This window comes from Clostridium sp. (genome assembly GCF_050717635.1).
Classification (GTDB): Bacteria; Bacillota; Clostridia; order Clostridiales; family Clostridiaceae; genus Clostridium_AD.
In genome coordinates, this window is the sequence record NZ_JBOITO010000039.1 from 160,237 (window position 1) to 177,916 (window position 17,680).

Consider the following 17,680-nt stretch of genomic DNA (forward strand, 5'->3'; position numbering starts at 1 on the left):
CTAGTATTATCCAAATCGTCTATGTTTGCAACGTATCTCTAATGTATAATTAATCAATGACCTTTATTTTGATATCCTTTATTTTAGAGTCATTTGATTTTTTTTAATTATCTCTTTAGCCCATTCTTGTATTTTCGGATTATCCTTTATTACAAATTCTTGTCCTCTCCCCACAGATTGAAAATACTCTATTCCATTTTCATTTTTCCAGCTTTTATTACTATGATAAGAAATTTCTACATTTTTAAATATATCAGGTAATTTCCACTTAGATCGTGTTCCACCTTCTTTAGTTAAAACAAGTGAATCATCATAATCAAATACTCCCGCTCCCGGTACGCTAGAGTTCCATGACAAATTCTCTCTTTCTATATATATTGTATTATTTGAATTTCTGTTATGCTTACCTACTATATGTGGATGATAATCCATCCACTGTTTTATGCTATTACTTTTATTTACTGTGATCTTTTCTCCTATCTGCATATAACCATATAATATATGTCTTCCATTTTTATCTTTTGGATCCAATACCATTTTACCATTTTTTGTAATTGTATTTCTAAACCATCCAAAGAACAAAAACAAATCATCTTCTTTAACTCCATTGTTATCCAAATGCGTTTGTGCTGCACTTGCTTGCCCAAATATAGGCTTCCAATTTTCGTGTCGACTTATTACCCCTTTTCTTAAATCAGGATCTAAATGGCATGTACATTTTTTATTTAATTCCATCCATACTTTTTCTCCACATTTGATTTTTCCATTAATTGATTTCATTATATCCATATAACTTATTCCGTTTTGTGTCTTCAACTTACCATAACAAATATCATGTTCATCTCCGGGAATAGGAAGTGATAGCAATGTACCGCCTGGTAATATCGGACTTGCATATCCCCCAATTCCTGAATCAAACCCTTTTCTACTTAAAATAACTTTCATGATTTCACTCCCAAGTTAATAATATTCATATACTCCTTAATATAATAAATCATAACTACTCACTGGCATTGGCATAAAATGAACATTATTTTTTTTTATAATATCCTCAATATTAACTATCCCTTTGTTCCCTAGATAGATCCAAAATTTATATGGCGCATCATAGACAGAAAGACTTTGACGCACTATCTCATTATAATAGTCCGTAATGATAAAGCTCGAAATTGCCATTCCTATACCATAATTATTTCCCATTACAACTCTCCTTCTTTACCACCCCAACTACAACGCCTAAAATTTTTGCCTCTTCACATTTAATCTGTATTGGCTCATAGTTTTCATTTTCTGGTATCAAAAGGATTGTGTCTCCCATTTTCATGTATCTCTTTAAAGTTGCTGATTCTGCATCCGTAGCCACAGCAACGATTTCCCTATTTTCAGCAGTTTGTCTAACCTCCAGTACTACTAAGTCTCCATTATCAATATTTGCACCAATCATGCTATCTCCCTTAACCTTTAAAATAAAATGCTCACCATTATTCCCTACCCAATCAGTAGGCACGTAAAAGTTATCTTGAGCTTGAGAATTCATGTATATAGGTAGTCCTGCTGCTATTTCGCAGTAAATTTTAAGAGGTATTAAATTCATTTCATCGTAAGCATCATCACTTCCACTTTCACATATTGTAAGCTGTTCACTTTCATTCACATCTCTCGTAAATTTATATTTTCTGCTATGTTTTAAATCAATGTACTTATAATTCTCTAAAGAACTTGGTAGCATAGCCGTATTAAATTCAGGTATATCATCTATAACTTCAAAATCCTTATTAATAATAGTAACTTCGTTTCCGTTAGTTACAATTCCATATTGACAAGTATTACTGTTTGACATATAGGATTTTAATTGGTTTAAGCCATTTTCTAGATTCGTATGGGGAGCTTTAACCTCCACGAATACGTATGGAATAGGATTATTGTTACTATAAATTTTAATAGCAACATCCACAAGTCCTATTTTAGAAAAATTATTAACTTTATATTCTACACTTATTAAATCTAGTGGATACTTATAAATATTATTTAATTCCTTTATAATCCACTGTCTTACTTTTTCTTCACATGAGTATATATCTATAATATTGTTCTTATAAGCATAATCTTCCATAGATACATTATAGAATTTACTTAATTTACATTTATACTTTAACTTTAAGAACTTTGAATCTATATCTTCTAAAAATCTAGAAGGTTTACCACTGCTTGTTAAATACAATAGCTCGTTAGCCCTGGTCATTCCTACATATAGTAATTTTCTCTCCATAGTTTCTTGCATGCCTTCATCTTCTGCTTCTTGATAGGATAGATAAGGTATTATTCCTTCATTTAATCCTATTATAAATACAACTTTAAACTCTAATCCCTTTATTGAATGAATTGTTAATAATTTTACTTTTTCCTCATCGAAATTTTCGTCAGTCTTTTCTAATAATTTACATGGCACTTTCTCTTTATCAAAGTATTCTTTTAATACTTTTAGTTGATTTTTATTTTTACCTACGATTACTATATCCTTATATGTGTATTGATCTATTAGGGTATTTTTTATTTCTTCAATAATATAACCCGCTTCCTCCTTCGCGGTTTTAAACTGCGTACATGTAGGATAATACCCTTGCCTATCGATTAATGAAGGTTTTACAAAATTATCATCATTAATTATATTTGGATCCTTATCTAAAAGACTATAAGCAGCCTGAGCAATTTGAGTAGTAGTCCTATAATTTTTTGATAGTACATTACTCTTACCACTCATATCAAAACCTATACTAGTGAAGCTTCTGCCTTTAACTAACCATGAATGTGGATAAATACTTTGAGCCATATCTGCTACAAACATAAAACTAGAATATTCTTTTTCATTATGAAGTGCTTTTAAAAATTCTAACTGAACTCTAGTTAAATCTTGACTTTCATCTACAATAATATGAGTATATTTTTTTATGCTTTCTTCCTTTACCTGTTTTAATGCAAGTAAGCTTATATCTTTAAAATCAATAAATCCTGCATCATTTAATTTCTTATTATAAATACACATTAAATCGAAGATACCTTTTCTAACTGGTGAATTCTTCATTAATTTTTGCGGCCCATCCCCAGTTTGATTTCCCATTCTACCAAGCCTGTCTATATTTTGATATTCCTCAATTTCAGTGTACTTTGATGCCTTTATCCACTGTATTTCATCGATTAAGAATTTCATATTTTTTTGTTCTAAGATTTTTACATTAGGATATAGCTTTCTACCTTCTGCAATACTTTGAGCCATAAACTCATACATAATTTTATTATCTATAAGTAAATTTAAAGAAACCTTATGTGTCTTCTTATAAAGCTGAAAATATTTATATATAATGCTATCTATAGTTACTATGTTTACTTTGTTCTGATCTATAACAAATATACTCGAAAAATCCATTTTAGTTTCATCCTCAATTTTGTTATAAATAAAATGAATATAATTAACCAATGTTTTATTAAAAGTAACCATTAATATTGCATCATCCTCTGCAAAACAATAATGATTCAATAAAAACGGTATTCTACTTACTGCCACTGTGGTTTTACCAGATCCAGCTACCCCTTTAATCAAAAAATGTCCACTTGGTTTCCCCTGTATTAACTTTTGTTGTTCTACATTTAATTGCATGTTTCAGCCCCCTGAAGATTAATTTACTAATATATATATATTATAGTATAAATTTGTCTATTTATCAAAATATTACTCTAAAATTGTATAAAAAAATAACCATCTAGATTTTAACAGATGGTTACTAAATAAAATATATACAAAAAAGTTTAAGGGAAGCCATTTAGCTTAGCTAATCCAAGTCATATTACATGACTTAAGCTCCCATTTCTCGTTTTTCTTTTGTGCCTCAAATGAGAATCCTATTGCACCATTCCCAGAACGCCATTTCCTTCCTTCAAAAGAAATTGAGTTTGATGAATCAGAAATATATTTACTTATTTCAAAAACAATTCCATCTTTAAAAAATAAATCTTTAACATACCCTTTATCCTTTAACTCATCGATATTCTTATCTAACATAGTTACATGATATTTATCAGCAACATAAGTAAACAGCTGTTTTTTATCCTCTTTACTAAAATCTTTAAAACTTTTTGTATTTATACTAATGTATTTAATATCAGAATTTAGTGCTGAGTCCATTTCCCATGCACTGTCAAAGGCTAATATATATGCTTTTGATTTTTCATTAATATTTTCTAATGTATATTCTGTATTAATTGTTGGTTTTGTTTCATTTTTCCGAACTGTAGTTGAATTAGTGCAACCAGTTAATATTAAACCGCATAAAACAACTATTAGAATCCTTTTTTTCAAATAAATCACCTCTTTCAGTATTATTGTAAGGTTCATTAAACTCTACTATATAATTAGACGTCTAAAATAGCTAATTGGTTTTAAATTAATTATATTTTTTATCGCCAAATAATTAGGATTTCCCTGTACTACCGTTATGGAATATTGCATTTTAAGAACAAATATGTAGTGCCTAAATCTTCTTTCTTATCAGTAAATATCTCTGTTAAACTTGTTTCCCTCGTCTTTATCGCTCATCGGGACTCTATACTTGCTATCTTCAATTATTACTCTTACCGGGTCAGGAACACCAAAATAGATACGGTAAGTGTTTCCTGGGTACTTAGCTGAAATTCTATCAACGTTATCCAAAAATTTAATGTCCGTTTTATTCACATCATCTAATTTATCTTTATCTACATTAATAAACCAAAATTCACAGTGGCTATTAGAAAGTAAAACTTGTCCACATACGCTTCCAAATTTTACTACGGGGTCGTACCAGCCAACTATTTATTCCCTTTTGCAGTATTAAATAGTTGGCTGAATTGGGGCAATAATGTTTAAATTATCTCTGCTTGTACTTTTACAAATTTGTTTGAACATTACTTATGTTCTAATCCCACATAATCATTGAGCTACAGTCTTCAATTAAACTCTTCTTACCACACTTAGGGCAATGATATCTCGGTAAATTAATAGCTTCCCCACATTCTTTTACATCTGTTTTAATATTCTCTGCTTCATAAAGAACAGCCTTACATTTAGTACATTTATATTCAGGCACAAAAGCTCCACTCTCATATTTAACTTCATAAGCAAATCGCTCATAAAACTCGCCGCATTTATTACATACAAAAATTTTATGCCCATATTCTTTAGAAATTCTCCCCTTTTTTTCTTTGATTAGTTCCCTAACTAAGCTTAATGTTTTTTTAGACCTAATAAGGCTAGGAAGTAATTGAAATCCTGAATCTACATCCTGAATATTACTGGGACTATACATCATTCCAACCCCAATAATAAATTGTTTTTCATAATCGCACTCAGTACATCTAATACCATAACTGCTACCCATTTTATCCTCCTATTTGGTATTATCAAATTCTATTTTAAATCCCTCATTTATAAATGCACATTTAATAAAACTTTTTAAGAAATTGCTATAAATTTCACAATGTTTAACTATCTCATCAAGAGATGACTTTTTAAATTTGCTAATTAAAAGAAATTTTTCATTCTTATGAAACAATATTTCAGAACCATACTCCTCTATTTCTGAACTTGTACTGTTATCAAAAAATTTCGAAATATTTCTAACTAAATATATATTTTCATTATCTTCTAATGCTTCTGCTAATTCTATTTGATAAAAATTATAGCCAAAAGCTGAATCAAAATCATTACACTCACAAGTTAATGATATATTTATACTATATTTATTTCCAACTAGGTTTCTCTCCCATATTTCTAATTCCATAAGATATTTTTTACCTTTATACTCAACAACATCAGGTGATTCATTATTAAAAAATGAGCATAAATAGTCAAAATCAATAATACTTACTGCTAATGATACGCTGTCAATAGTAATGCTAATATCTAATTTTGGTATTTCTAATTGTATTTTTTCACTAGTAAAATCTGCATTAAATAATACATCTTTAAACTTATCAATATTAATATGGCTAATACTTTTATACAAATTAATTCATCCTCCTCAGACTTATTTAACCCCTAAATCAATTTTAATATTTTTAAATACTCCTGGTGAAATATTAGTTACATAAGGGTCAATATCAAAGGTATCCCACTGAGGTGTACCCCCAAGTATTAGGTTGAACCATTTTTCTCTGTCTTTTACGGTTTTATAAATACTCTCATCAATTGTATTTTTAATATAAGGATAAAACACATCTAATGTTTCACTGCCACCTTCCGCACGAAGTCTAGAGATAAGACTATTGATTCTGTCAATTCTTCCAACCCTTTGTTCCATAGATGCTGGATTCCATTCTAAATCATAATGTGTGACTCTCTTACACTCCACCTGTAAATCAATACCCTCTTGCATAGTCGCTGTTGCTACTAGTACCTGTGGATAGAATGGAGTATTAAATCCAGCTTTTATTCTTTCTCTTGCATCCATTGTAGTTGCGCCTGTAATTATATCTACAATATTACTACTCTTTAATCCTAGCTGCATAGCTTCCCTAGTGGCTGTAGGTGCTTTTAAATAATTATCCATGAATCTGTCATATGCTTTTTCCCAATCAAGTAAATCACCGCGTTTAAATGTTTTATTAATACAATAACTATCATCTTTATCTACATTTTTATCATTTATGTTTCTTAGTTCAACGAAAAATCGTTTATCTTTACGAAGAAAACCAATCAATGATGAAACTAAATCATACCGTTCTACCGGATTTAATTTATTCAGACGGTCACCATATCTAGCCCATATACCTTGATAAGTCAAAATATTATTAATTACTTTTACAGAAATGGTTCTCAATTCATTATCAATATCTTCTACAGAGTCTATCTCATCATCATTCTGTATTAAATTGACCCCTAGCTCTATATAATTCTTATTTAAAATGTTCTGTACTGTCATATACCACTGCTCTGACTCTTTCTTAATAATACATTTCCAATTATTTAGTTTAGGTAGTGTTAACTTGAATACCAAATGTTCTATAATTCTTTTTAAATACATATAGTTTGCTTTTACTGTTGAATTATATCTTACATATAACTTTGAAGCTTCTTCCGCTATGTCAGAAGCCTTTGGCAACATGCTCTTTTTTCCTTTGCAAATTTCTATAATTGGTATAAGCACTGAGTAAATGTAGTTCTCTTGAAGTAAAAACCACGCTGGATCCTGCTTGTTGTAAAATCTTCTGCAATAATTTTCAAAACCCTTTAATTGATTTTCTGGAAATAATCGTTTTATATCTGACTGATAGGACTTACTAAGTCGATTGGATATACTGTCTTTTAGTTCTGATACTGTATGAATTCTATTACAGAAAACTAAAGTCTTTTCACCATTTTTCAAATTAGCTGCTACTTCATCTGCTACACAATTTATCTTTGGATGCTTTATTTTTTCAATGTTCATTGCTTTTAACATATTTAATGATGGTAAGTTTTTATTGTATATACTTGTACTTTTAGCTGTCCTAAACGATGATGTAAATGATTGTTTTACATTTGCAATAAAAGTTTGCTCTCCACTTGCTAGTATCTCATATATGGTTTTTTCCATCATAGCAAAAGGTAAGTAAGATTCACTTGTAAGTGGAATGCCATCTTTTTCATCAGTATCCAGGGCTCCTATTATTTCTTTTCGATATTTATCCTTATTTTTAACATTTCGAACTATAAGGGGTCGCATAATTTTTTCAAGTTTTTTCTTCTGCTGGCAAAGGTCTAAATATACTTGGTAAGTCTCTTTAATATCAAAATTAACTTCTTCTAGCTGGTTACCATTTATCAACTGTTCAAGTATGCAATTATCTGCTGGAGTTAAATTCCTAACGTAACGTTCAAATTCATTGGTATACATGATGTACTTTTGCATTTCACTAAATAAAGTTTCAGTTTTTCCTTTAAATTTTGTTATTTCTTCTTTTGATGCTCTTCCTGCCTCAAACAAACACATTACTGATTTAAGTTCACCTTCACTTAATTGAAAAGGTGTTGCAGTTAGAAATATAGCCTTATCAAAGTTCTTATTTATTGCACTTTCTAAAGACTGTCTCTTAACAGTATCCTCATTCTTCATTTTATGAGCTTCATCTAATATTAGTAGGGAGGCCTTAGGGATAATTGAATTAATTACCTTATACCTTAATTCTTTTATTTCCTTCCAGATATAATTTATGGTATCCTGATTAATCTCTTGTGATGATATTTCTGCCTTATCTAAGCTCTCATACCACGACTCATCTATACACTCATAAGAAATACCCATGTCACTGAACTCTGATGGACTTCTTACACTTGCATCTCCACCTAAAGCTTTTAATACCTTTTCTCTGGTCTTTCCCCAAAAACGCTTATGTTTGAACCAACAGGATAAAAAGAAGCTTTTCTCATGTTTCCAACCCATAGATGAAAATATATTAATAGGAATTAATAATACCTTTGCATGTTTTGATTTTTCAGAAATCTGGCTAATATAGGAAGAATATTCTCTCTCTATCTCTGCTACTTGCTCTATTTTAAGAGAGGACCCGCTTGTATTAAGGTTTACTTCGATAAAATTTCTAATGTCACCATACCACTTATTATTTAGAAGCCAATTAGGCGTCACTATAACTACAGACTTCTTGGGGTATTTATTTAAAAAATATACCGCTGTTGCAAATGCAATGTAGGTTTTTCCCATACCAACATCATCACCAAGAATAACACCAGGAGATTGTTCCAACATGTTAATCAATGTTGCACAAGTTTTAGTCTGTAGCTTTGCCGATTCTTTATCTATACTTTTTGATAAATCAAATAGTTTAACAAGTTCTTTTGCATCCATATATTACACCTCCAAGCCATATCCCTTTAACATTAATAGATATTGATTTTTAAGATTTCCTCTTGAAACTTTTACAATCTTCATCACAGTAGCCTTTGCTTCTTTCATAAGCTCGTTAAGCACCTGTTTCTTATAAATATCTTTTAACCAATCCTCTTGGTATTCTAAATGTTCTACTACATTCCAAATTTCAATTAGAAACAAAAATGTTTCACCATCACCAGTTACTTTCTTTTTATAATCTTCTAAAATCATACCGACTAGATTTTTAATTCCGATAGTTGAAGTAAGATAGTTATAAAAAGAATTCTCAGTATAATAAGGTAGCTCAAGCCCCTGTTTTAAAGAAGCTATTGCTTTAAAAAACCTCTGTAAATTCTGCCTAAAAAATATCATCACTGCTGGTGGATTGACTTCATTTTGTCCTGCACTTAATCTTTTTTTACGTTCTAACTCTGACATACTTTTATATTTACCAGCTAGATAATCAATAATATCCTTCATGTCAATATCAAATGAAAGTTTCAAATCCTCAGTGACTATACCTTCTTTATTCGGTATTAAAATTGGGACAAAAAAAATAAACTCGTCACAAACAACCTTTAAGTCCTGTGGTCTCTTCAAAGAAAAGTTCTTTATTAGTTTTTCTGTAATAATTCCAGTTACAATCGTTAATACATGATCATTATAATAAATTTTAAAAGGTACTGACATCTTCTTAATATTAAATTCAATGATCAAATCTATACCATTGTATACTGCACTATTTACAAAACAAGTCGGCTTATTTGCTGGTTCTTCCTGTTCTACAAACAATAATTTATCAGCCGTAACCTTGGTGCAGTTTGGTATTAGCAATTTTGATTTTGTATAATTCAAAATGCCAATTTCAATGTTTCTTAGCTTCTCTACACTTGATCTCATTGCATTATTTGTAAAATTCACTGATCCACTAAGATACAAATTATATCCATTGTCAAACTCGGCATAAATTAGTTTTGCATGCAAAGTTCTTGGAATAGAATCCTCATCTTCTCGTTCCCATTCTCTTTCTACAACAAATAACCCTAGGTCTTTGTATTTCGCTGTTATTTCCTTGAATATTCCAACCGGAGCATTTACCATATATTTTTCTTCTTGCTTGTTATAATAAGCAGGAAAACATATTTTTATTTTTACATTAGTGTATTTAATTTTAAGCTCGTCAAAAAATGACATGAGCAAAGTACTTTCTATTTCCTTTTCTCTATCATTTTCAAAAATGGAGACATAACCGTAATAGTTTTACATTTACCATTACACTTTTTTAGTTCGTCTTGTATCTTATCAAAGACAGTTTGTTTTACACAAGTAGATATCACCTTTGGAAAAGCTTCGGCAAACTGACACTTTCCTAAATATTTTCTTATTTCTTGTACAGCAACAACTTTGTCCAATTTATATTTTCTATTCATAAATATAAGGATGTCATTCAGTTCTTTTGAAATAGAGTTGATCTTATCTAAGTATAAATCTTCATACCATACAAGCTCTGCATTATAACAAAGACCTGATTTTGTTATATTTCCTGAAGATATAATAACCCTTAAATATTCCTTGAATAAAAGCATATAGCATTTAGGATGAAATGTTTGTGTACCCACTACAATATGGTCATAAAGAAAGGTTCTTCCACCATTAAATTGCTTTGCATCGGAAATAACGGCCACCGGAACTTCTTTTAACCTTAATTCAATTTGATTTCGAAATCTAAGTTCATTTTCATTTGGATCATCTACAATTCCAAGAAAAGCTGGAAGCACATGATGTTCAAATAATCCTGCATCAAATCCATAGGTCATAAATAAAGCTGATATTGGCAAATTACCACTATTATCTACTATATCAAAAAAATCAGTATATTTCACCATTTAGTTCCCACCCCGTATCTTTTATTAATGTCATAATGTTTGGTATTTTGTAACTATGTAAGTAAGGTAAATTTTCTGTTTTCTTTGGATAATCGTATCCATTCATTACAATAAGATTCATGCCATCCATTGCAATCCACGCCCCACTACTGCGCTTGTCCATAACACGATTATGATATTTAACTAAATCTATAATAAATGCTCCATAGTCTACGCCTTGATTCTTTAAACAATTTGAAAGTAAATATTGAAACCCTGAACCGTGATAACTCCCTATTATAATTGAGTAATTAACTTTTGTTAAAAGCTCTGTTATTACATTTGATTTAAAAATAATATCTAACTGTTCTTTACAGTTCACAACGCATTCAGCAACCGAAATTGTTCCGAACCGCTCTTCTGCAGCTTTTATAATAGCGCACCACAAACGGTTAAATAGTATTGCTAAATTTTCGAATGCTAATATTGTTTTATAACCTTCAATTATTTTCTGTCCCTGCTCTGTTGATGCAGTGCTATTTACAATGTTTTCTATGCTTTTAAGCACATTACTATTTTCCTCATCATAACATCCTAAAATATAGTTAACTGCAATAACATTATTAGGGTTGTCCATAATATATTCTCTTAATAGGTCTCTCTCCTCTATGTGATAGTTATCCTGAAACGTAAAACCATCTAAACTTATATGATACCCAAAAGATTTTAACGAAGCCTTACCTTCACGTTCCACAATCTTTTGCTCCCTTATAGCCTTTAATACTAATTTATCATATAGCGCAGGGTTAACTAGAGCCCTAGCCAATTTTTCGCCCTTATGGGTCAGTTTATAGGAAGAATTTATTAATTCAAGAGATTCCATGCTTGTTTTATATGCTCCTAGGCCACCTAATTCCAATTGTCTAGTGAGAAATTTAAAATTGTTTCCAAGTGTTGTAATCCCATCTTGACATGCTTTTAAAGCCCCCCGTTTACCTCTTAATTCTCGTTCTTTCCCGTCACGTTCCGTGAGCTTACCATCATAGTTAGCTACTATTGCTACTGCCCATAACTTTTCATAAAATTTAAATGTTTCCAATATATCTTTTTCGTAAAAAGTTATATTCTGTAATTCTAAATATTTTTTTGAAATATAAATTCCATAACACACCATACTATAATATCTTGCACGTGATGTCCTTGTCGTAAAACTTGGTAGGACAACATTGCCAAGAATTTGTGCAAAATAATCAAACGCTAATGGATCTGTGATAGTTGCCTCATTTTCTAATGGTGCATATTTTGTCCACGATAAATTGAAATCTTTCATCTTTTATTCTCCTTATTGTTTGGTGCCACCCACGTGGCCAATGTCATCAAGCTAAGAATACACAAAATGGAAGATAATATGTTTAAATAAATCAACGAAAACACTTGACATTTACAAAACACCCTAATAATCGATTTGAATACCTTATTTCGGGGTATATCTTATGAATTATTGGGGTGTTTTTAATGAAAACAAAAAAAAATTTTCTTGCAGAAGGGATTAGAATAACAAATACACTTATTAATGATATACTATTTATGTGTGAAACAAGAATGAAAAATACATATTTCACAAGGATGGGAAATAATAAAATGACTTTTAAAAGTATCGTAGTTTTTATGTTAAACTTCGTAAAAAAGAGCCTACAGATAGAGTTAGATGATTTTTATAAAGGAATAAATGGGACAAACTTAAATGTTACAAAGCAAGCATTTTCAGAGGCTAGACAAAAAATATCACCCCAAGCTTTTATAAAAATGTCTGATGAAATAATTAAGTGGTTCTACAAAGATACCGATTTTAAAAAGTTCAGAAATTATAGGCTATTAAGTATTGATGGAACAATATTAGAAATAGAAAATACTGAAAAATTAAGAATTGAATATGGCTATATTCAAAATCAAAGTATGAAAATTGCTCGCGCTAAAGCGAGTGGATTGTATGATGTTGAAAATGATATGATTATAACTTCTGTATTAGGTAAATATAGAGCAAGTGAGAGAACTCAGGCTGAACAACTTATAAATAAATTAGAGGATATAGGTTTTTCAAATGACTTGATTCTATTCGATAGAGGTTATCCATCAAGGGATTTAATTTCGTTTATAGAAAATAAAAAGATACATTATCTGATGCGTGTATCTAGTTCATTTCTAAAAGTTGTAGCTAATGCACCAAATGCTGATCAGATAATTGAAGTAAAACATAAGGGTAAAATTATAAGAATGAGAGTTCTTAAATTTAAATTAAGTGATGAAATAACAGAGACATTGCTAACAAATATATATAACGAAAGCTTTAGTATATCTGACTTTAAAGAACTTTATTTCAGGCGGTGGGGAATCGAGGTAAAATATGATGAACTAAAAAACAGACTACAAATAGAAAACTTTACTGGTTCAACACCTATTTCTATAGAGCAGGATTTTTATGCAAGCATGTATTTATCTAACATGGTCACACTTGCAAAAATGGATGCAAACGCAATAATTATGGAAGGAAATAAAGATAAAAATTTAAAGTATGAATATAAGGTTAATACCAATATTCTCATAGGTAAATTAAAAAATTCATTAGTTTATATGCTTTTACAAAAAAGTTCTAGAAAACGATCAAAAATACTAAAGAACATCATGGATGAAATATCGCGAAACATAATACCCGTACGTCCAGGAAGGAAATTTAATAGGCGAATGACCTTAAAAGCTAACAAACATTCATTAAATAAAAAAAGAACATTGTAATTGGTATATTTAAACTGAAAATTCAAAATAGCTTTCAGTCAAAATAACTGATGGCTTATTAAAGTTACTCATAAATAGTGAAAATTGCAATGTCAAAATTATTTTAAATCAAAACATAACAAATTTTAGTCGAAAATATAGATAAAACATAAATATTGCATGCTGCTACTGATATTTATGTTTTATCTGATTTTTAAGCATTGAGCTTTTAATTGTAATTTATTTACACGATAGCTTGATGACATTGCCCACGTGGCAAGTGGCAAGTTCTAAACGCATTTCGCCGACTCAAATAATGTAATTAATTCACCATATTCTGTACTGTCCTTTTTAATTACAGAAGCATTGCATAACGCCTCTAAAACCCCATATGAATAAGACCGTCTCATCTCTAAATTACTTACACGTGCTGCTGGATGTGGTAAATAAATCACATTAGAATTTTGGGGTGCTTTTCTTATAATTCTGGATGTTTGTCTTCCAAAAGCAAATATTACCTTTGGCTGTAATACCTCAATTTCTTTAAGCAAATGCGTCGTTACGCATATATTTACCGTTTCTTTGCAATATTTTCTAGTATTATCTCCACTTTCAGTACCGCATTTAACTGCATTAGTTACATAGGCATTATCCAATTTAAATAATAAAATAAGAGATAAAATGAGCGCTCCGTAATTTTTCTGGTTGAAAAAATTCGGATAAGCAAAATCACTTTGGTGCGTCTTCCCCTCCTATCTAACCCATGACCATGAATTTAACATAGGTCTTTTTTTATATGGCAATTCCTCACAGTATCGATACATTCCCTTTTCACTATCCAACCCGTTATATTTTTTCGGTGCTTTACCAGGATTTTCGAACACAAACATTACACCATCTTTATGCCAATCCTCCCTATGTAATGGAGCATCGGTTAAGTATCCCCTATAATCAATTGTATGCGTTCCATAAGTCATAAGGCTAAGACTTTTGCCTGAGACCATATTAAAACCATTTTCTTCACATTTAGTACAGTAACCTGAAATTTCATGCCCACTTTATAACTCTTTAAAATAACCATAATTATAAAACGGAATAATACTTTGATCTTTCAACTTTAGTATATTGGAAAACGAAATGCTTCTAAGTTTAGTTAAATCCATTTATACATAACCTCCGATTAAAATATATATATTTAATTTCTACATTATATTTTAAAAAATTCTCTTAATTCCACTCTATCACATTAGCATTGCTAAATTAGGGGAATGCTGTCACATTTGAAATTAAAAATGATGTCCCTCCACTAATAAGTGACAAAATGAATAGTTAGATACTTATTAACTATTCACCGCATTCACAATTAAATTTATACTCCAATAATACTTACCCTCATCTCATCCACCATACTTTCATCAAGCACTACAGTGAATAGTATTGTTTCCTTATCACCATAGTTGTCCACTACAATTTGTGCTGCATTATTAATCTCTAACAGGCCTAAACTCTCATCACCTGAAAAAGTAAGTAAAAGTACCTTACACTCTTTATAATTTTAAAAACTATATATATTAATTAATGCTAAAGTAGCTGCTCTCTCTGCTCTATCTTCTCCAGTTGCTGATGCTGAAGATACATAAGCTATACCCTTATGATGTGTAAATGTATCTATTATATAAATTGGTCCAATTACACTTGTACATTTTGTTGTAAATTCTAAAATAGTATTCATATACTGCTTTACTAGCTCTTCCTTAAGATTATTTTTATCTAAAGAGCTAAATGCGTTCTGCTCATATTGTTGAACTTGATTATTTATGATTGGTACTAACACATTTACTTTTGTAGATATTTCTCTTATTATGTCATTATCTATGTTGCTGCTCATACTTAATAGCAATACAGTCTTTATATCTCTTAAGTGTGCATTTTGTATAATATAATCAAGCTTTGTCATGCCTTCAGTATCCTCATAGTCTCCAATTAATAATGCTAAATCTGTATCACATAATAATTTATTATTCTTCTCTAAATCTTCAAATTCTACCTCCTTAAGATTAATAAACTTTCTATACTCTGTATTTTGAGTATTTAATTTATTACTTCCTTTTCCTCATCTAATCCTAAAAAATGTATTAAATCTTTATCCATATTAAAATCCCTCATTCACATTTACTTTTTATTTTTTATGTGCTTATATTTATATGGTATCATTCACCAAAGGTAAAAATTTGCCTTGCAAAATATATCTTATGTGCCACCCACGTGACAAGTGGCAAGTTGCAAAAAAAATAATGGATAAGCATTAAATGCTTATCCATCATACTCAATATTATTCCTGTGATAACCCATCCTAAAAATATTTTTCTATTTCCTTCACATCTTTCATGTCAAATAGCTCAAGTCCTATTATCTCTATAGTTTCATCGGGTAATTCCATTATCTTATTTTTATATTCATTAGGTATTTTATTGAATCTCTTTGTTAACTGTTTTAATAAAAGCTGTGCTTTTCCTTCTTTCCTACCCTTTTCTATTCCTTTGGCAATTCCATCCTCTAATATCATTTTCCCTATTTCTGTCATATTAAAGACCTCCTTCAATTTTTTCTTGCTTTCAGCATCTCCGAATTTCTCTAATAATGCATATAACATTGTAAGACACTTTAATTTGCTCTCACTTATATTTATCTTATCTGCTAATTCTATACTTCTTATAGTTCTTTCTGTTCTGGTTAGCTTTCCCTTCATTAATGGTATAAAGGTTAAACTTAATACTTCCTCATTTGTAAGTTCTTCATTATTATCGATTTTGTTTTTCAAATAGTTATATTTTTCATCACCATCTATATTATTCATGTAATAGGCTTCTATATTATATTTGATACTTCCTGCATCTATATAGCTTTCTACCTTTTTAATATCTGAAGAATATACCACTATAGTTCTTATTTTTCTATTTCCTTTATAATGCAAAGATGCATCATAAAACATAAATCTTCTTATATCCTCTTTCTTATTTGTCGTTTGGAATTCGAAATGAAGATAATCACCATCTTCTGTATAGAAGGTATAATCCATATAGTGTGTATTTATTTTTATATCTTTTAGCTCTGTTTGTGCCGGTGCTATTATCTTAGTATTTATTCCAAAAAAATCAACTGCATTTTGTTGAAAAAAATCCATAGCACTTTTAAGCACCGAATCTTCAATTTTCTCGTAATCCATATCTGTTCCTCCTCTATTATATCATAATATTGTGTATATATAGTATTAGTATAATTTTGGATTGTATGCGAACAATTGTTCTTATTGATTCACTAGCTGATATTTTATTTTTAAACTAGTTCTTCTGAAGCCTCACGTAATTAATATTTATATCTAATAATATAATTGTACAATGAGCCAGCTAAGAAGTTTTTTTCTTACAGAATATTTTTTCATTCTTTAAATATTTTTTTAGAACTTTGGAAGCTGTAATTAAGTTTTTTAAAATTAAAAAGCTATCAAAATGTTTATTACATTTTGATAGCTTTTAGGTGCCACCCACGTGGCAAGTGGCATTGCTCGTTTCTTCCTATTTCATCACTCTTCTAACCCAATAGCAAGTTCAGCCAAGGCCTCACAAAGACCCCTAGGGGCAAACCGAATGATGTCGATAATTTTTTCTTAACAATATTTACATCATCGTTCTTTAATATATTTACAACATTATTATAAGGCAATGTAGTAGCAATACTCTTTAAGTATAGCATTTTCTATACCATTTTAAAGCCTCCGCATAGTCTTTTTCCAGTTCTCTTCCATGTTCATACCTATCTGCAATTTCATATTGTGCTGCGGAGTGTCCTTGTTCTGCTGCTCTTATGTATAATCGTACTGCCTGACCAATATATTGGATTTCTATCCATCCATTCTGGTATCAAAAGGATTGTATCTCCCATTTTCATGTATCTCTTTAACGTTGCCGATTCTGCATCTGTAGCCACAGCAACGATATCCCTATTATCAGCAGTTTGTCTAACCTCCAGTACTACTAAGTCTCCATTATCGATATTTGCACCAATCATGCTATCTCCCTTAACGACATTTCAGAAGGAAAGCATCCCACTTCTATAAGTGAACGTTACACACTATAGCAAATA

The 17,680-nt window shown here is 30.1% G+C and carries 17 protein-coding genes and 2 pseudogenes; 1 reads left to right on the forward strand and 18 read right to left on the reverse strand.

The genetic code is table 11. The features are described from left to right. Positions 1-78: 78 nt before the first annotated feature. The 11 genes from ACREWB_RS19630 to ACREWB_RS19680 all read right to left on the reverse strand — a co-directional run bounded on the left by ACREWB_RS19630 (position 79) and on the right by ACREWB_RS19680 (position 12,095). On the reverse strand, positions 79-945 hold the full coding sequence (locus tag ACREWB_RS19630; protein WP_431549157.1) for an Nmad3 family putative nucleotide modification protein: 867 nt from the start codon (positions 943-945) through the stop codon (positions 79-81). A gap of 36 nt (positions 946-981) precedes the next feature. Then, positions 982-1,200: a hypothetical protein gene (locus ACREWB_RS19635; protein ID WP_431549158.1), complete on the reverse strand. Its 219-nt coding sequence runs from the start codon at positions 1,198-1,200 to the stop codon at positions 982-984. Then, positions 1,190-3,655, reverse strand: a complete 2,466-nt coding sequence (locus ACREWB_RS19640; RefSeq protein WP_431549159.1) for a 3'-5' exonuclease — start codon at positions 3,653-3,655, stop codon at positions 1,190-1,192. Before ACREWB_RS19640 ends, ACREWB_RS19635 begins: the two co-directional genes overlap by 11 nt. Positions 3,656-3,823: 168 nt before the next feature. Further along, the gene (locus ACREWB_RS19645; protein ID WP_431549160.1) at positions 3,824-4,354 is read right to left on the reverse strand and encodes a hypothetical protein; all 531 of its coding nucleotides are present in this window, start codon (positions 4,352-4,354) and stop codon (positions 3,824-3,826) included. 189 nt (positions 4,355-4,543) lie between these two features. After that, a complete protein-coding gene (locus ACREWB_RS19650) occupies positions 4,544-4,705 on the reverse strand; it encodes a hypothetical protein (RefSeq protein ID WP_431549161.1) in 162 nt (53 codons plus the stop codon). A 244-nt stretch (positions 4,706-4,949) separates the two neighbouring features. Continuing rightward, the gene (locus ACREWB_RS19655; RefSeq protein WP_431549162.1) at positions 4,950-5,411 is read right to left on the reverse strand and encodes a hypothetical protein; all 462 of its coding nucleotides are present in this window, start codon (positions 5,409-5,411) and stop codon (positions 4,950-4,952) included. A 9-nt stretch (positions 5,412-5,420) separates the two neighbouring features. After that, positions 5,421-6,038 (reverse strand): hypothetical protein, encoded by a 618-nt coding sequence (locus ACREWB_RS19660; protein ID WP_431549163.1) that lies wholly within the window; start codon positions 6,036-6,038, stop codon positions 5,421-5,423. Between the two features lie 21 nt (positions 6,039-6,059). Continuing rightward, positions 6,060-8,876 (reverse strand): helicase-related protein, encoded by a 2,817-nt coding sequence (locus ACREWB_RS19665; protein ID WP_431549164.1) that lies wholly within the window; start codon positions 8,874-8,876, stop codon positions 6,060-6,062. A gap of 3 nt (positions 8,877-8,879) precedes the next feature. Beyond that, positions 8,880-10,094 carry a phospholipase D-like domain-containing protein gene (locus ACREWB_RS19670; RefSeq protein WP_431549165.1) on the reverse strand — a complete coding sequence of 405 codons (1,215 nt, stop codon included), beginning with the start codon at positions 10,092-10,094 and terminating at the stop codon, positions 8,880-8,882. Positions 10,095-10,108: 14 nt separating this feature from the next. Beyond that, on the reverse strand, positions 10,109-10,786 hold the full coding sequence (locus ACREWB_RS19675) for a phospholipase D-like domain-containing protein (protein ID WP_431549166.1): 678 nt from the start codon (positions 10,784-10,786) through the stop codon (positions 10,109-10,111). Then, entirely contained in the window at positions 10,770-12,095 is a 1,326-nt protein-coding gene (locus tag ACREWB_RS19680; protein ID WP_431549167.1) for a hypothetical protein, read from the reverse strand. The genes ACREWB_RS19675 and ACREWB_RS19680 overlap by 17 nt, the downstream gene beginning before the upstream one ends. Before the next feature lie 185 nt (positions 12,096-12,280). Here ACREWB_RS19680 and ACREWB_RS19685 point away from each other — a divergent pair, with 185 nt between their 5' ends. Continuing rightward, positions 12,281-13,558 carry an IS4 family transposase gene (locus ACREWB_RS19685; protein ID WP_431549168.1) on the forward strand — a complete coding sequence of 426 codons (1,278 nt, stop codon included), beginning with the start codon at positions 12,281-12,283 and terminating at the stop codon, positions 13,556-13,558. A 269-nt stretch (positions 13,559-13,827) separates the two neighbouring features. Here ACREWB_RS19685 and ACREWB_RS19690 read toward each other — a convergent pair whose 3' ends face one another. The 7 genes and pseudogenes from ACREWB_RS19690 to ACREWB_RS19720 all read right to left on the reverse strand — a co-directional run. Beyond that, positions 13,828-14,193, reverse strand: coding sequence for a uracil-DNA glycosylase family protein (locus tag ACREWB_RS19690; protein ID WP_431549169.1), 366 nt, complete (start codon positions 14,191-14,193; stop codon positions 13,828-13,830). 96 nt (positions 14,194-14,289) lie between these two features. Beyond that, positions 14,290-14,514: a hypothetical protein gene (locus tag ACREWB_RS19695; RefSeq protein ID WP_431549170.1), complete on the reverse strand. Its 225-nt coding sequence runs from the start codon at positions 14,512-14,514 to the stop codon at positions 14,290-14,292. 392 nt (positions 14,515-14,906) lie between these two features. After that, positions 14,907-15,077, reverse strand: a pseudogene (locus tag ACREWB_RS19700) (cell division protein FtsZ); the annotation flags it as partial. Positions 15,078-15,092: 15 nt separating this feature from the next. Beyond that, on the reverse strand, positions 15,093-15,494 hold the full coding sequence (locus ACREWB_RS19705) for a hypothetical protein (protein WP_431549171.1): 402 nt from the start codon (positions 15,492-15,494) through the stop codon (positions 15,093-15,095). A 396-nt stretch (positions 15,495-15,890) separates the two neighbouring features. Then, on the reverse strand, positions 15,891-16,763 hold the full coding sequence (locus tag ACREWB_RS19710) for a DUF4351 domain-containing protein (RefSeq protein WP_431549172.1): 873 nt from the start codon (positions 16,761-16,763) through the stop codon (positions 15,891-15,893). A 514-nt stretch (positions 16,764-17,277) separates the two neighbouring features. Further along, positions 17,278-17,442, reverse strand: coding sequence for a hypothetical protein (locus ACREWB_RS19715; protein ID WP_431549363.1), 165 nt, complete (start codon positions 17,440-17,442; stop codon positions 17,278-17,280). After that, positions 17,363-17,608, reverse strand: a pseudogene (locus tag ACREWB_RS19720) (LexA family protein); the annotation flags it as partial. The gene ACREWB_RS19715 and the pseudogene ACREWB_RS19720, both read right to left, overlap by 80 nt. Positions 17,609-17,680: the final 72 nt, after the last annotated feature.

Excerpts from the sequence above, each read along its gene's own strand:
- ACREWB_RS19630 (WP_431549157.1), bottom strand. The coding sequence starts at position 945 with ATGAAAGTTATTTTAAGTAGAAAAGGGTTTGATTCAGGAATTGGGGGA.
- ACREWB_RS19635 (WP_431549158.1), bottom strand. The coding sequence starts at position 1,200 with ATGGGAAATAATTATGGTATAGGAATGGCAATTTCGAGCTTTATCATT.
- ACREWB_RS19640 (WP_431549159.1), bottom strand. The coding sequence starts at position 3,655 with ATGCAATTAAATGTAGAACAACAAAAGTTAATACAGGGGAAACCAAGT.
- ACREWB_RS19655 (WP_431549162.1), bottom strand. The coding sequence starts at position 5,411 with ATGGGTAGCAGTTATGGTATTAGATGTACTGAGTGCGATTATGAAAAA.
- ACREWB_RS19665 (WP_431549164.1), bottom strand. The coding sequence starts at position 8,876 with ATGGATGCAAAAGAACTTGTTAAACTATTTGATTTATCAAAAAGTATA.
- ACREWB_RS19670 (WP_431549165.1), bottom strand. The coding sequence starts at position 10,094 with ATGTCATTTTTTGACGAGCTTAAAATTAAATACACTAATGTAAAAATA.
- ACREWB_RS19675 (WP_431549166.1), bottom strand. The coding sequence starts at position 10,786 with ATGGTGAAATATACTGATTTTTTTGATATAGTAGATAATAGTGGTAAT.
- ACREWB_RS19680 (WP_431549167.1), bottom strand. The coding sequence starts at position 12,095 with ATGAAAGATTTCAATTTATCGTGGACAAAATATGCACCATTAGAAAAT.
- ACREWB_RS19685 (WP_431549168.1), top strand. The coding sequence starts at position 12,281 with ATGAAAACAAAAAAAAATTTTCTTGCAGAAGGGATTAGAATAACAAAT.
- ACREWB_RS19695 (WP_431549170.1), bottom strand. The coding sequence starts at position 14,514 with ATGACTTATGGAACGCATACAATTGATTATAGGGGATACTTAACCGAT.
- ACREWB_RS19705 (WP_431549171.1), bottom strand. The coding sequence starts at position 15,494 with ATGACAAAGCTTGATTATATTATACAAAATGCACACTTAAGAGATATA.
- ACREWB_RS19710 (WP_431549172.1), bottom strand. The coding sequence starts at position 16,763 with ATGGATTACGAGAAAATTGAAGATTCGGTGCTTAAAAGTGCTATGGAT.